13 protein-coding genes are annotated in these 14,864 nt (G+C 72.7%); 7 read left to right on the top strand and 6 right to left on the bottom strand.

Going from position 1 to position 14,864, the window contains the following annotated elements; genetic code table 11:
• Window positions 1-37: 37 nt before the first annotated feature.
• Window positions 38-739 carry a uracil-DNA glycosylase gene (locus R7226_RS13355; RefSeq protein WP_318597664.1) on the top strand — a complete coding sequence of 234 codons (702 nt, stop codon included), beginning with the start codon at window positions 38-40 and terminating at the stop codon, window positions 737-739.
• A gap of 47 nt (window positions 740-786) precedes the next feature.
• Here the strand turns inward: R7226_RS13355 and R7226_RS13360 are convergent, their stop codons facing one another.
• Entirely contained in the window at window positions 787-1,224 is a 438-nt protein-coding gene (locus R7226_RS13360; RefSeq protein ID WP_318597665.1) for a type II toxin-antitoxin system VapC family toxin, read from the bottom strand.
• Entirely contained in the window at window positions 1,224-1,496 is a 273-nt protein-coding gene (locus tag R7226_RS13365) for a ribbon-helix-helix domain-containing protein (protein ID WP_318597666.1), read from the bottom strand. The genes R7226_RS13360 and R7226_RS13365 overlap by 1 nt, the downstream gene beginning before the upstream one ends.
• Window positions 1,497-1,612: 116 nt before the next feature.
• On the opposite strand from R7226_RS13365, the gene R7226_RS13370 reads away from it, so the two are divergent.
• Together R7226_RS13370 and R7226_RS13375 are read left to right on the top strand one after the other, a co-directional pair.
• On the top strand, window positions 1,613-6,100 hold the full coding sequence (locus R7226_RS13370; RefSeq protein WP_318597667.1) for a DEAD/DEAH box helicase: 4,488 nt from the start codon (window positions 1,613-1,615) through the stop codon (window positions 6,098-6,100).
• 73 nt (window positions 6,101-6,173) lie between these two features.
• Window positions 6,174-6,599, top strand: a complete 426-nt coding sequence (locus R7226_RS13375) for a cupin domain-containing protein (protein WP_318597668.1) — start codon at window positions 6,174-6,176, stop codon at window positions 6,597-6,599.
• Between the two features lie 149 nt (window positions 6,600-6,748).
• Here R7226_RS13375 and R7226_RS13380 read toward each other — a convergent pair whose 3' ends face one another.
• Complete coding sequence (locus R7226_RS13380; protein ID WP_318597669.1) at window positions 6,749-7,672, bottom strand: 2-deoxy-5-keto-D-gluconate 6-phosphate aldolase domain-containing protein; 924 nt, start codon at window positions 7,670-7,672, stop codon at window positions 6,749-6,751.
• Between the two features lie 109 nt (window positions 7,673-7,781).
• Between R7226_RS13380 and melA the strand changes: the two genes are divergently transcribed.
• Genes melA through R7226_RS13400 form a run of 4 tightly spaced genes read left to right on the top strand, consistent with a single transcriptional unit; the run spans window position 7,782 to window position 11,778 of the window.
• On the top strand, window positions 7,782-9,074 hold the full coding sequence (melA, locus tag R7226_RS13385) for an alpha-glucosidase/alpha-galactosidase (RefSeq protein WP_318597670.1): 1,293 nt from the start codon (window positions 7,782-7,784) through the stop codon (window positions 9,072-9,074).
• A 23-nt stretch (window positions 9,075-9,097) separates the two neighbouring features.
• Window positions 9,098-10,027 (top strand): carbohydrate kinase family protein, encoded by a 930-nt coding sequence (locus tag R7226_RS13390; RefSeq protein ID WP_318597671.1) that lies wholly within the window; start codon window positions 9,098-9,100, stop codon window positions 10,025-10,027.
• Entirely contained in the window at window positions 10,024-10,992 is a 969-nt protein-coding gene (locus R7226_RS13395; protein ID WP_318597672.1) for a 1-phosphofructokinase family hexose kinase, read from the top strand. The genes R7226_RS13390 and R7226_RS13395 overlap by 4 nt, the downstream gene beginning before the upstream one ends.
• Before the next feature lie 27 nt (window positions 10,993-11,019).
• Window positions 11,020-11,778: a DeoR/GlpR family DNA-binding transcription regulator gene (locus R7226_RS13400; RefSeq protein ID WP_318597673.1), complete on the top strand. Its 759-nt coding sequence runs from the start codon at window positions 11,020-11,022 to the stop codon at window positions 11,776-11,778.
• 35 nt (window positions 11,779-11,813) lie between these two features.
• On the opposite strand, the gene R7226_RS13405 is transcribed toward R7226_RS13400, so the two are convergent.
• From R7226_RS13405 to R7226_RS13415, 3 genes are read right to left on the bottom strand one after another with little or no spacing between them, the layout of a single operon-like run.
• Window positions 11,814-13,016, bottom strand: a complete 1,203-nt coding sequence (locus R7226_RS13405) for an ABC transporter ATP-binding protein (protein WP_318597674.1) — start codon at window positions 13,014-13,016, stop codon at window positions 11,814-11,816.
• 31 nt (window positions 13,017-13,047) lie between these two features.
• A complete protein-coding gene (locus R7226_RS13410; RefSeq protein WP_318597675.1) occupies window positions 13,048-13,878 on the bottom strand; it encodes a carbohydrate ABC transporter permease in 831 nt (276 codons plus the stop codon).
• A complete protein-coding gene (locus R7226_RS13415) occupies window positions 13,875-14,864 on the bottom strand; it encodes a carbohydrate ABC transporter permease (protein ID WP_318597676.1) in 990 nt (329 codons plus the stop codon). Before R7226_RS13415 ends, R7226_RS13410 begins: the two co-directional genes overlap by 4 nt.

The raw sequence follows: 14,864 nt of genomic DNA on the forward strand, positions 1-14,864 counted from the left end.
CCGTCCGCCGCCGCGCGGCCGCCGACTGTCGCGTGCGATGAGCGGCGACCGCGCCGGCCTGCGGGCCCTGACCGCCGAGATCGTCGACTGCCGCAGATGCCCGCGGCTGGTGTCGTGGCGCGAGGAGGTCGCGACCGTCAAGCGCGCGGCCTTCGCCGACCAGGAGTACTGGGGCCGGCCCGCGCCGGGCTTCGGCGATCCCGACGCGCGCATCCTCGTGCTCGGGCTCGCGCCCGCCGCGCACGGCGCCAATCGCACCGGCCGCATCTTCACAGGCGACCGCTCGGGCGACTGGCTGTTCGCCGCGCTGCACCGCTGCGGCCTCGCCAACCAGCCGACCTCGGTCGCGCGCGACGACGGCCTGGAGCTGCACGGCGTCTACGTCAACGCCGCGGTCCGCTGCGCTCCGCCCGCGAACAAGCCGCTGCCGGCCGAGCGCGACAACTGCTTCCCGTTCCTGACGCGCGAGCTGGAACTGCTCCGCGACGTCGACACGATCGTCTGCCTCGGCGGCTTCGCATGGGAGGCCGCGCTGCGCCTGCGCGCCGCGCTCGGCGATCCGGTCCCGCGGCCGAAGCCGAGATTCGGCCACGGCGCTGAGCTGATCGGCGAACGCTGGGCGCTGATCGGCTGTTACCACCCCAGCCAGCAGAACACCTTCACCGGCCGCCTGACCGTGCCGATGACCGACGCCGTGCTGCTGCGCGCCCGCGAGCTGGCCGGGCTCGGGACGCCATAGCGCCGGCTCGCCGGCGGCGCGCGTCCCCGCCGCGGCGCGCGCGTCGCTCAGCCGCAGAGCCCCTCGACCGCCGCGGCATCGAGCGGGTCGACACGCGTCAGGCCGGGGATGCCGTCGAAGCCGCGATCGGCCGTGAGGATCGCGTCGAGTCTGCGATTGAGCGCGATCGCGGCGAACATCGCGTCGCGCGCGCCGAGGTGGTCGTGCCGCTGGAACAGCGCGAGCGCCCGCGTCAGCTCCGACGCGGTCACGTCGTGCAGCGCCACGAGTATCGCGATGTGACGCGCCGCCTCCGCGGCGGCGTGGCGATCTCTCGTGCGCCGGAAGCGGAGATGGAGGAACTCCTGCACGAGGTCGGTGCTGACCTCGCCCTCGATCGCACCGGTCGCGAGCAGTTCGAGGATGCCTCGGCAGGGCTCCTGGTAGGGCGACGGCCCACCCATGGCGTAGGCGAAGACGTTCGTATCCAGCAGGACTCGCGCCATCAGGCCGGCGGGGCACCGAAGCTGTCAAGCATCTCGGCCTTCGTGACAGCCCAATCCGGCTCAGGCTCCTCGGGCGTCGGCAGTGCCAGCAGCCAGTCCGCGGCAGCTCGGCGGCGCTGCGTCAGATCCTCGCGCGCGAACTTCGCGTCGATCGCCTCGCGGATCACGGCCCCGACCGATCTGCCGCTCTCCCGGGCCACGCGTTCGAGACGGACGTAGCGCTCGTCGTCGAGCAGAACCTGAGTGCGCCGGTTGAGCATGTTCGCGTTCATGTACGCCAACGTATCTCGACCTGCACACATTCGTCAACAACATACATATGTCATGTGCGAAGACGAACACGCGTTCGCCTCCGATCCCGCCAGCCGCTAGGCTCGTATCCGTTCCGATGGCACACTCCCCCTCCTCACCGCTCAGCTCCTTCACGCCGGTCGTGCGCGACTGGTTCACGCGCGCCTTCGATGCGCCGACCGAGGCACAGGCGCAGGCGTGGCCGGCGATCGCGACCGGCGAGCACGTGCTGATATCCGCGCCGACCGGCTCCGGCAAGACGCTCGCCGCCTTCCTCTGGGCGCTCGATCGGCTGGCGGCGACGCCCCAGCCCGACAACGCCAGAAGAACGCGGCTGATCTACGTCTCGCCGCTGAAGGCGCTCTCGTACGACATCGAGCGCAACCTGCGCGCGCCGTTGAAGGGGATCGCGCCGGAGCGTGGGATCTCGGTCGCGCTCCGCACCGGCGACACGCCGCAGAGAGAGCGCGCGGCGATGCTGCGCAATCCACCGGACGTGCTGATCACGACGCCCGAGTCGCTCTACCTGATGCTGACCAGCAGAGCGCGCGAGATCCTGACCGGCGCCGAGTGGCTGATCCTCGACGAGATCCACGCCGTCGCGGGCACCAAGCGCGGCGCGCACATGGCGCTGACGCTGGAGCGGCTCGACGCCTTGGTCGGAGAGCACGAAGGCCGGGCGGGCGTTCAACGGATCGGACTGTCGGCGACGCAGAACCCGCTCGAGGAGGTCGGCCGCTTCATGGTCGGCCCGAAGCGCAGATGCCGGATCGTCGACACCGGCGTGCGCAAGCCGCTCGACCTCAAGATCCACGTGCCGGTCGAGTCGATGGTGGAGCCTGAGCAAGGCACCGATGCCGACCCCTTGGATCCCGTTCCCGGCGGCGAGGCGACGCGCCGCTCGATCTGGCCGGCGATCTACCCCGAGCTGCTGAGACTGGTGCGGGAGCACCGCTCGACGATCGTCTTCGTCAACAACCGCCGCTCGGCCGAGCGCTTGGCGCTGCGACTCAACGAGCTGGCGAACGAGCCGCCCGAGGGGGAGGACGCGGAGGGGGCGGACGCGCGCAAGCCCGTCATGGAGATCGCGCGCGCCCACCACGGCTCGCTCGCGCGCGAGGAGCGGCTGATCGTCGAGGAGCAGCTGAAGGCCGGCGCGATCCCCTGCATCGTCGCGACCAGCTCGCTGGAGCTGGGGATCGACATGGGCGCCGTCGACCTCGTGCTGCAGGTCGAGTCGCCGAAGTCGGTCGCCGCCGGCCTGCAGCGGATCGGCCGCGCCGGCCACAACGTCGGCGACACGAGCAAGGGCCGCATCTTCCCGAAGTTCCGCGCCGACCTGCTGGAGTGCGCGGTCGTCGCGCAGCGGATGCGCGAGGGCGCGATCGAGCCGACGGTCGTGCCGCGCAACCCGCTCGACGTGCTCGCGCAGCAGATCGTCGCGATGGCCGCCGCCGAGGAGGAGCTGAACGTCGACGAGCTGTACGCGCGCGTCGTGCGGACCCACTCCTACGCCGAGCTGGGCCGCCAGCAGCTCGAGAACGTGCTCGACATGCTCGACGGCCGCTACCCCTCCAGCGAGTTCGCCGAGCTGCGACCGCGGATCGTCTGGGACCGCATCGCCGGCGTCGTGCGGCCGCGCAGAGGCGCCCGCCAGCTCGCCGTCACCAACGCCGGGACGATCCCCGACCGCGGTCTCTTCATGGTCACGCTGCCCGATGGTCGCCGCGTCGGCGAGCTCGACGAGGAGATGGTCTACGAGGCCCGGCCGGGCCAGACCTTCCTGCTCGGCGCCTCGTCGTGGCGGATCGAGGAGATCGGCCGCGACCGCGTGATCGTCACGCCGGCGCCAGGCGCGCCGGGCGCCGTGCCGTTCTGGCGCGGCGATGGGATCGGGCGCCCCAAGGAGCTGGGCGAGGCGATCGGCGCTTTCAGCCGCTGGGCGGTCGATCAGCCGGCCGAGGCGCTGGAGCAGAGCCACGACCTCGACCCGAAGGCGGCTCGCAACCTGCTCGACTTCCTGCGCGAGCAGCAGGAGGCGACACGGGTGATCCCGAGCGATCGCACGATCGTCGTCGAGCGCTTCCGCGACGAGATCGGTGACTGGCGACTGTGCATCCTGTCGCCGTACGGTGGCCGCATCCACGCCGCCTGGGGACTGGCGCTGAGCGCGAAGATCCGCGACGAGCTGGGGCTGGAGGCCGACGCGATCTGGTCCGACGACGGGATCATCGTCCACCTCCCCGACGCCGACGAGCCGCCCGGCGCGGAGTTCGCGCTGATCGAGCCGGACGCGCTGGAGGACGCGGTCGTCGCCGAGCTGTCGTCGAGCGCGCTGTTCGGAGCGCGCTTCCGCGAGAACGCCGGCCGGGCACTGCTGATCCCACGCGCGTACCCCGGCAAGCGCACGCCGCTGTGGCAGCAGCGGCTGAAGGCGCAGACGCTGCTGGAAGTCGCCAAGCGCTACGGCGAGTTCCCGATCATCCTCGAGACCTACCGCGAGTGCCTGCGCGACGTGCTCGACCTGCCGGGCTTGCGCGAGCTGCTGACGCAGCTGCAGCGGCGTGAGATCTCGATGGTCGAGGTCGAGACGCCGACGGCGTCGCCGTTCGCCTCCTCGCTGCTGTTCGACTACGTCGCGACGTACATGTACGAGGGCGACACGCCCAACGCCGAGCGGCGCGCGGCGGCACTGTCGCTCGACCGCGACCTGCTGCGCGAGCTGCTCGGCCAGGAGGAGCTGCGCGACCTGATCGACGCCGACGCGCTCGACCAGGTCGAGGACGACCTCCAGCACCGCTCCGAGCGCACGCGCGCGAGCACGCGCGACGAGCTGCACGACGTGCTGCGGCGCGTCGGCGACCTGACCGCGGTCGAGGCCTCGCAGCGCGTCGTCGCCGGCGTCGACGCCGGCCCGCTGCTGGAACAGCTCGCGGCCGAGCGGCGCGCGGTGCTGCTGCGGATCGGCGGCGAGCAGCGCTGGGTCGACGCCGCCGACGCCGGCATGTACCGCGACGCGCTCGGCGTCGTGCCGCCCGGCGGCCTGCCGGAGGCCTTCCTCGCCGACGTGCCCGACGCGCTCGTGCGGCTGCTGCGGCGCTACGCGCAGACGCACGGGCCGTTCACGACCGACGAGCCGCGCATCCGCTTCGGGCTCGATCCGTCGCCGGCGCTGAGAGCGCTGGAGCGCGACGGCGAGCTGGTGCGCGGCGAGCTGCGGCCCGGCGGGGTCTCCGGCACGCGTGAATGGTGCGACGCCGACGTGCTGCGGCGGCTGCGGCGCGCATCCCTGGCGGTGCTGCGCAGAGAGATCGAGCCGGCCGACCAGCGCGCGCTGGCGACCTTCCTGCCGTCGTGGCAGGGGGTCGACAAGCATCCGCCGTCCGGCGCCGGGATCGATCGCCTGCGCGAGCAGCTCGTGCCGTTGCAGGGACTGGCGCTGACGCCCGCGACGTGGGAGACGGACGTGCTGCCGCGGCGCGTCGGCGCCTACTCGGCGACGTGGATGGACCAGCTCTGCGCCAGCGGCGAGCTGGTCTGGATCGGCGCCGGCGCGCTCGGCCGCACCAACGGCAAGGTCGCGCTCTACTTCCGCGACGACGCGCCTCTCGTCGGGCCGCCGCCGATCGCCGGCAGAACGCCCGCGCTCGACCTGCCCGAGCACGTCGCGGTGCGCGAGCGGCTGGCGCAGGGCTCCTGCTTCTTCACCGACCTGCTCGTCGACCTCTCGACGCAGCCGGAGCAGATTCAGGAGGCGCTGTGGGATCTGGCGTGGGCCGGCGAGGTCACCAACGACGCCTTCGCACCGCTGCGCGCGCCACGGCTGACGCTCGCGCGCGCGCAGAGACGGGCGGCGATGCGCGCCGGCCGACCCGGGCGTTTCTCCTCGCGTCGCGGAGCGGGTCGCGCCGAAGTGCAAGGCCGCTGGTCGCTGACCGAGCCGCTCTTCCGCCCCGCGCCGGGGCAGCCGAGCGATCCGAGCGCGAAGCGGCGCGCGCTCGCCGAGCTGCTGTTGGAGCGCTACGGCCTGCTGACGCGTGAGCTGGTGCTGGCCGAAGGCGTGCCGGGCGGCTTCTCGGGGATCTACAGCGAGCTGTCGCAGCTGGAGACGATCGGCGTCGCGCGACGTGGCTACTTCGTCGAGGGGCTCGGCGGCGCGCAGTTCGCCCTGCCGGGCGCGGTCGAGCGGCTGCGAGCGCAGAGAGCGCCGGAGGAGTCATCTCCGATCGTGCTCGCCGCGACCGACCCGGCGCAGCCGTTCGGCGCCGCGCTGCCGTGGCCCAAGCGGGAGGGCGAGAGCCGCCGTCCCGCCCGCGCGCCCGGCGCGACGGTCGTGATCGCCGGCGCCGCGCCGGTGCTCTATCTGGAGCGCGGCGGCAAGGCGCTGCAGGTGCTCGTGGCGGAGGACGATCCGCGCATCATGGCGTCGCTGCTCGCGCTCGCCGACCACACCCGCGCCGGCCGCATCAGACGGATCGCGCTGGAGAAGGTCAACGGCGAGTCGGTGATGGGGACGCCGTGGGAGGCGATGCTCGGCGAGGTCGGCTTCAGCGCCGGCCCGCGGCGGCTGACGCTCACCGCGTGAGCGCAGGTCGCCGACCGCGCCGCTGACCCCCACGGCCGACGACCCAGCAGCGCGCCTGGCTACGATCGCGCTCATGAACGACGGCTTCAGCTTCACGAGACTCGACCCACGCAGCGGCGAGCGGTTCCAGGCGCTGCGCAGAGAGCTGGGGGTCAGCAGCTTCGGCATGAACCTGATCACGCTCCAGCCCGGCCAGCGCGGCCGCATCCACAGCCACGCTCGCCAGGAGGAGGTCTTCTTCGTCCTGGAGGGTGAGCTGGCGCTCGGCATCGACGGCGAGGAGCACACGCTCGGCGCGGGCGAGCTGGCGCGGGTCGCCCCCGACCTGCGCCGCCAGCTCACCAACCGCCGCCCGCAGCGACTGGTCCTGCTCGCGCTCGGCGGCGACGGCGAGCACACAGGCCGCGACGGCACCGCGTACGCGACGTGGGACGCGACCGAAGGCACCCCGCCGCAGGAGACCCCGCTGCCCGACGACGTGGCGGTCGAGCAGAGCTGACGCGCGAGGAGTGTCATCCAGGGCTGGCTGAACCGGCCCCAGGTGACGTTCCCCGGCGGCGGCGCGAGCAGCGTCGGCGGGGGCGCGAGCAGCGTCGGCGGCGGCGCGAGCAGCGCGGGCGCGACGCGCGCGGCGAGGCGCGGTACGGCTCAGACGGCCGCGCGCTGCTCGGCCGCCAGATAGACGTCGATCGCCTGGGCGTACTGGGCGGCGATCTGCTCGACCGCCACATCGCGCGGCAGGCCGTCGTGCAGGTAGCCGGAGATCGCGCCCCACCAGATCGAGCGGCCGATCGCGAAGCCCTCCCAGCCCTCCGCCGCCGCCGCGACCGACAGCCAGTGCTCGACCCGCTCCTGCGGCGCGTTGCGGCCGAGCACGATGCACGGCGCGCCGCCCTGGCGCGCGACCGCCTCGGCCTGCTCGACCGTCTCGAACCCTTCCAGCTTCCACAGCGGCGCCTCGACGCCGGCCGCCTGGAAGGCGGCGATCGTGTCGATCGTCAGCTGCGGCCGCAGCTCGGCGTCGTAGCGGTCGCGGTCGCCGTGAACGCTGTCGAGCTGCGCCGTCGTCGGCGGCACCAGCAGCTCGAACAGCAGCTCGGAGGAGGTCGCGGCGACCATCCGCGAGACCTCCGCGAGCCGCTCGCACTGACGCGCGTTGGCGGACGCGTCGCCGCCGGGGTTGTAGCGCACGAGCACCTTCGCGTAGGTCGGCGCGAGCGCCTCGATGTGCGCGGCCGCGTCATCGCCGTACTCCAGCTCGAACTCGTCCTGGCCGCTCGCCTCGATCGCGACCGCCGTCGCCAGCCCGGCCGCCTTCGCCGGCCCCACCACGCTGCCGCCGTACTGCTCGTCGACGAGCACGCCGGGCTGCCACGAACGCTCGCCCGCGGGTTCGGCGCCAGCCGAACCCGCGATCCGACCGGCGCCAGCCGATCGGACGCCCTCGTAGATCACCTGCTTGGCGTCGGGCAGCAGCTCGCCCGCGCGCGTCTCCTGCCCGCGCAGCATGCCGCGCACGAGGCCGGAGCGGTGGTCGAAGGCGAGCAGGAACAGCGGGGATTCGATCGGCATGACTTCCCTTCGGCGACGGCGTTCCGCGCACCGTCGGTCGCTCATAACGATTGATATTGCTTGTTTTGCACACTAGCCGATCAAGAGTGCGCAGTGTAGGCTGTCGCCTATGGTCAAGATCACGTTCATCGGCGCCGGCAGCGTCGTCTTCACGCGCGAACTGCTCGGCGACCTGCTCGCCTTCGAGGAGCTGGCCGACACCCACATCGCGCTCCACGACATCAACGCCGAACGGCTCGCGACCGCCGAGGCGATGGCCCGTTGGACCGACGCGCAGCTCGGCGGCAAGGCGACGATCACGACCCACACCGACCGCCGCGAGGCGCTCGCCGGCGCCGACTTCGCGATCAACATGGTCCAGGTCGGCATGCACGACTCGACGCTGATCGACTTCGAGATCCCGGCCAGATACGGCCTGCGCCAGACGATCGGCGACACGCTCGGGATCGGCGGCATCTTCCGTGCGCTGCGGACGATCCCCGTGATGCTCGGGATCGGCGAGGACCTCGCCGAGGTCGCGCCCGACGCGTGGTTGCTCAACTACACCAACCCGATGTCGATCCTCTGCCAGGCGTACGCCGAGGGCTCGCCGCACAAGCAGGTCGTCGGCCTCTGCCACTCGGTCCAGCACACGACGCTCGAGCTGGCGAAGCTGATCGAGGTGCCGTTCGAGGAGGTCACCTTCCTCGGCGCCGGCGTCAACCACCAGGCGTTCATCCTCCGCTTCGAGCGCGACGGAGAGGACCTCTACCCGCGTCTGCGCGCGAAGATGGAGCAGGACCCGGAGCTGAAGCGGCGCGTGCGGATGGAGCTGTTCACCCGCCTCGGCTACTACCCGACCGAGTCGAGCGAGCACAGTGCCGAGTACCTGCCGTGGTTCCTGCGCGACGACGAGCTGGTCGAGCGCTACCGGCTGAAGATCGGCGACTACATCGAGCGCAGCGAGGAGAACCTCGCCGAGTACGACCAGATCAAGGCCGGCCTCGCCGCCGGCGAGCAGTTCTCGCTGGAGCGCAGCCTCGAGTACGCCTCGCTGATCGTGCACGCGATGGTGACCGGCCAGCCGCAGGTGATCTACGGCACCGTCCAGAACGACGGCCTGCTCACCGACCTGCCGACCCGCTCGGCCGTCGAGGTCCCCTGCCTGGTCGACAGAACCGGCGTGCGGCCGACGCCGGTGCACGACTACCCGTCGCACCTCGCCGCGCTCAACCGCACCTTCCTCAACGTCGCCGACATGACCGTGCGCGCCGCGCTGGAAGGCCGCCGCGACCACGTCCTGCACGCGGCGATGCTCGATCCGGCGACCGCCGGCACGCTCAACCTCGATCAGACAGCCGCGCTCGTCGACGAGCTGCTCGACGCGCACGGCGACCACCTGCCGGAGGGCCTGCGCGGGTGACGGAAGCGCGCTGCGACGTCTTGGTGGTCGGGGACCTGAACCCCGACCTGCTCGTCAGCGGCGACGATCTCGCGCCGCGCTGGGGTCAGGCCGAGCGCGACGCCGAGATGCGGCTCGTGCTCGGCGGCTCGGCCGGCATCGCCGCCGCCGGAATGGCGCGGATCGGCCTCGCGACCGCGCTCTGCGCGACCATCGGCGACGACGACTTCGGCGTCGCCGCGCGTCGCATGCTGGCCGAGCGCGGCGTGCGCGACGACGAGCTGCGCGTACTGCCCGGCAGACGCACCGGGCTCTCGGTCCACCTGCTCGCCGGCGACGATCGCGCGATCTACACCGAGCGCGGCGCGATGGTCGAGCTGACCGCCGCCGACGCGGTCGCCGCGATCGAGCGGCAGCGGCCGCGCCACGTCCACCTCGCCGCGATCTACCTGCTGCCGGCGCTCGCGCGCGACGGCGACGCGATCGTCGACGCCGCCCACGACGCCGGCGCGACCGTCTCGGTCGACACCAACTTCGACCCCGACGAGCGCTTCGAGCGGCCGCGCTGGCTGCTGCGCGCCGACGCGCTGCTGCCGAACGAGACCGAGGCGCTGCGCCTGACCGGGCGGAGCGGCGGTGACGCCGCCGAGGTCGAGGCGGCGGCCGCCGAGCTGGCGGCCGACGGCGCGCTGGTGGCCGTCAAGCAGGGAGCGCGCGGCGCCTTCGCGATCAGCGCCGGGACGCGTGCGGAGGTGACCGTTCCCGCAGGTCTGACGAGCTTCGCCGACGCAGTGGGCGCCGGTGACAGCTTCGACGCAGGTATGGTCCGCGCGCTGCTCGACGGCCGTCCGCTGCGCGAAGCGCTGCAGCTCGCGTGCGCGGCCGGCACGCTCTCCACCCGCGCCGCCGGCGGCACCGCCGCGCAAGCGACGCATGACGAAGCCTCAAGGCTCGCGAAGGAACTGCCCAGATGATCGCCGCGCTCGCTCCGAACCCCTCGATCGACCGCTTCTTCCTCGTCGCCGACCAAGTTCGCATCGGCGCGATCCACCGTCCCTCCGAGCTGATCGCCGTCGCCGGCGGCAAGGGCCTCAACGTCGCCCGCGCCGCCTCGACGCTCGGCGGCGACGTGCGCGCCGTCGCGCTGCTGGCCGGCCACGCCGGCCGCTGGATCGCCGACGAGCTGCTCGACAACGCGATCCGCGCCGACGTCGTCTGGACGACCGGCGAGACGCGCAGCTCGCTGACGGCCGCCGACCCCGAGTCGGGCCGCCCGACCGAGTTCTACGAGCGTGGCGAGTCGACCGACCCGGCCGCCTGGGAGCGCTTCGCCGACCGCGTCTCGGCACTGTCGGGCGCCAGCTGGGCGTCGATCTCCGGCTCGCTGCCGCCAGGCATCCCGGCGGCCGCCAGCGCCGACCTCGTCGAGCGCGCCCGCTCGACCGGCGCGCGCGTCGCCGTCGACCAGGCCGGCGCGGCGCTCGCGGCGGCGCTCGGCGCGGCGCCCGACCTCGTCAAGGTCAACGCCAGCGAGGCGCGCGAGCTGACCGGCCAGAGCGAGCCGCGCGCCGCCGCGCTGGCGCTGCACGAGTCGCTGCTGAAGCGGCGCGACCTCGTCGGCCTCGACGCACCGGCGACGGTGGTCACCGCAGGCGAGGCCGGCGCCTATCTGGTCGCGCCCGACGGGCGCGCCTGGCGCGGAACGCTCGACGCCCGCGGGCCCTTCCCCAACGGTTCTGGCGATTCCTTCCTCGGCGGCCTGCTGGCGGCGCTCGACGGCGGTGCGGCGGTGCCGGCCGACGCGGCCGAGCTGTGGCAGGCGGCGCTGCCGCTGGCGCTCGGCGCGGCGACCGCCAACGCCGAGCGGGCCGGCGCCGGCCGGCTCGATCCGCGACGGGCCCGCACGCTCGCCGCGCAGGCCCTCGTCCAGCCCTCCTGATCCCCCGCGAACGTTAGGCTCCACCGCATGAACCGCGCAGAACGCCTTGGCGGCATCCTCGAACAGGTCGCCGAGCGCGGCAGCGTTGACGTCGAGGATCTCGTCGAGGCGCTCGGGGTCTCCCCCGCGACGGTGCGGCGCGACCTGCAGACGCTGCACGAGCAGCGGCTGCTGGAGCGCACGCACGGCGGCGCGGTCGCGATCAACGGCCTCTACGAGCTGCCGCTGCGCTACCGCGGCTCGCTCAACCGCGAGCAGAAGCTGGAGATCGCGCGCGCGGCGGTCGCGCACGTCGCCGACGGCGCGACGATCGCGCTGACCGGCGGCACGACGACGACCGAGGTCGGCCGCATGCTCGTGCAGCGCCAGGACCTGACGGTCGTCACCAACGCGATCAACATCGCCGCCGAGCTGGCGGTGCGGCCGAACATCCGCCTGATCGTCAGCGGCGGCGTCGCGCGCGCCGCCTCCTACGAGCTTGTCGGCCCGCTCGCCGACGACACGCTCGCGCAGCTGAACGTCGAGACCGCCTTCATCGGCGTCGACGGCATCACCGCCGCCGCCGGCCTGACGACCCACCGCGAGGTCGAGGCGCGCACCAACCGCATGCTGGTCGAGCGCGCCAAGCGCGTGATCGTCGTCGCCGACGGCTCGAAGGTCGGGACCGCCGCGCTGGCGCGCATCTGCGAGATCGGCCGCGTCCACGTGCTGATCACCACCGCGGACGCCGACGCCGAGGAGCTGCGCACGATCGCGGCCGCCGGCGTCAGCGTCGAAGCGGTGTAGCCGCCGCGCCGGCACGCGCCGACGCCGCGACCGCGCTACGCCGCCGCGGCCGCCTCGCTGCCCTCGCCGACCGGCGCGCCGAGCGCCTCACCATCGGCGGGGTCGAAGAAGTACAGCTGCTCGTTGTCGACGCGCAGGCCGACCGGCTCGCCGGCGAGCGGCGCGCGGCGGCCGTCGAGCACCGCGACGAAGCGGGCGCGCGGCGCGCCCTCGACGAGCAGTCGCGTGTCGTGCACGTCCTCCTCGGCGGCGAGCACGGCGTCGCCCTGGACCGGTCTCGCGTCGACGCCGAAGCTGACGTGGACCTCGTCGCCGAGGTGCTCGACGAGGTCGGGCGCGACCTCGATCCGCGGCAGCGACTGGTCGGCGCGCGGCCCGTCGAGCGTGAACGCCGCCGGGCGGATGCCGAGGATCACGTCGCGCGTCGCGCCGCGCAGCTCGAGCGCGTCGGGCAGCGGGATCGCATGGCCGGCGAAGCGCACGCAGCCGCCCTCGATCCGCGCCTCGACGAGGTTCATCGCGGGTGAGCCGATGAAGGCGGCGACGAACAGGTTCTTCGGTCTGCGGTACAGCTCCTGCGGCGCCGCGCACTGCTGCACGACCCCGCCGCGCAGCACCGCGACGCGGGTGCCGAGCGTCATCGCCTCGACCTGGTCGTGCGTCACGTAGACGGTCGTGATGCCGAGCCGCGCGTGCAGCCGCGCCAGCTCGCCGCGCATCGTCGTGCGCAGCTTCGCGTCGAGGTTGGAGAGCGGCTCGTCGAGCAGGAAGGCGGCCGGCTCGCGCACCATCGCACGTCCGATCGCGACCCGCTGGCGCTGGCCGCCGGAGAGCTGCGACGGCTTGCGCTGCAGCATCTCCTCCAGCCCCAGCATCCGCGCCGCGTCGGCGACGCGCGCGTCGATCACCGCCTTGTCGACCTTGCGCTGCTTGAGCCCGAAGGCGAGGTTCTCGCGCACCGTCTTGTGCGGGTAGAGCGCGTAGTTCTGGAAGACCATCGCGATGTCGCGGTCGGGCGGCGGGACGTCCGTCACGTCGCGCTCGCCGATCACGATCTGGCCGCCGCTGACGCGCTCGAGCCCGGCGATCATCCGCAGCAGCGTCGACTTGCCGCAGCCGGACGGGCCGACGAGCACCATGAACTCGCCGTCGCGCACCTCGAGCGTCACGTCGTCGACCGCGGCGTCGCCGCCGCCCTCGTAGACCTTCGACACGCCGTTCAGGTGGATGGCACCCATCGTCAGACCAGCTCTCTTTCGGTCACTGCGTTCATCCCTTCACCGCGCCCGAGGCGATCGAGCGCACGAACGTCTTCTGCGCCGCGAGGAACGCGAGCAGCACCGGCAGGGTCGCGATCACGTTCGCGGCCATGATCGCCGAGGGCTGCTGCTCCGAGCGGCTTCTGAAGCTCGCGACGCCGAGCGGCAGCGTGTTGTTGCCGTCGCTGGAGATCGCGATCGCCGGCCACGAGACGTCGTTCCAGGTCAGCAGGAAGGTGACGACCGCGACGGTCGCGAGCGCGGGGCGCGCGAGCGGCAGCACGATCGTCCAGAGGATCTTCCAGCGCGAGCAGCCGTCCATGTAGGCCGCCTCCTCCAGCTCCGGCGGCAGCGCGAGGAAGAACTGCCGCAGCAGGAAGACGCCGAACGGCGTCACCAGCGACGGCACGATCAGCGCGCCGAGCGTGTCGATCAGCCCGAGGTTCTCCATGATGATGAAGGTCGGGATCAGCGTCAGCTGGAAGGGGATCACCAGCGTCGCGAGCATGATCGTCAGCATCACGCCCGAGCCGCGGAACCGCATCCGCGCGAAGGCGTAGCCGGCCATCGAGCAGAAGAGGACGTTGGCGACGACGCAGACGCCGGAGACGATCAGCGAGTTGAGGAACCACGTCCCGACCTCGGTGTTGCCGAAGAGGTAGTCGTAGCCGTCGAGGTGGAGCGAGCTTGGGATGATCGTCGGCGGGAAGCGGTAGAGCTGCTCGCTCGTCATGAACGACGCCAGCACCATCCACAGCAGCGGCGCCGCCAGCAGCAGCGTCGCCGGCAGCAGCGCGAGGTGCCACGGGTCGAAGGGGAGCTTTCGCCGCAGCGTCGTCATGCCGCCGCCCCCGCACCCGCACCCGCGCGCCGCGCGGCCAGCTTGCGGCCGCCCCACGCCAGCAGCGCGACGACGACCAGGCCGCCGACCACGAGGTACGACGCGGCCGCGCCGATGCCGTAGGCCGACTCGCGGATCGAGCGGTAGATGAAGTAGACGACGACCACGGTCGAGTCGCCGGGGCCGCCGGCGGTCGAGCCGTAGACGAGGTCGAACAGCTGGATCCCCTGCACCGTCTGCCACAGCAGCAGGAAGACGGTCACGGGCAGCAGCGCAGGCGCGGTCACGGCCTTGAAGGTGCCCCACGAGCGCGCGCCGTCGATCGACGCCGCCTCGGTCAGCTCTCTGGGGATGTCCTGCAGCGCGGCGAGGAAGATCACGGCGCAGAAGCTGATGCAGCTGGTGCCGGCCCACAGACCGGCGAGCACGAGCAGCAGCAGCGCCTGTCTGCCGTCGGAGAAGAACGGCTGCGGACCGAGCCCGAGCTTGTCGAGCAGGCCGTTGGCGATCCCGATCTGGTCGTCGAAGATCACCGAGAAGAGGACGCCCTGGACCGTCGCGGAGACGATCACGGGCACGAACGCGAGCGTCCGGTAGATGCCGATGAAGCGCACGCGTTTGTTCAGCAGCAGCGCCAGCCCGAGGCCGCCGAGGATCGACAGCGGCACGAACAGGCCGGTGTAGACGAGCGTGTGCTCGACGGCGCCGCGGAAGGCGTCGTCGTCGAGCAGCTCGCGGTAGTTGTCGAGACCGGCCCAGGAGGTCGTCTCGGCGATCGGGTCCTTGTCCTGGAACGACAGCAGCAGCGACCAGAAGACGGGCACGATCGCGAGCCCGACGATGATCACGACCGCCGGGGCGATGTACAGCCACGCCGACGGCGTCTCGCCGAAGATCCGCTCGACGAGACCGCGGCGGCGCGGCGGCGGCGCGCCGCCCTCGCGGCGCGCCGTCGTGCGTGGTCCTTGCGCGAAGACCGTGGACAC

It is taken from the genome of Conexibacter stalactiti, from assembly GCF_033542075.1.
Classification (GTDB): Bacteria; Actinomycetota; Thermoleophilia; order Solirubrobacterales; family Solirubrobacteraceae; genus Conexibacter; species Conexibacter stalactiti.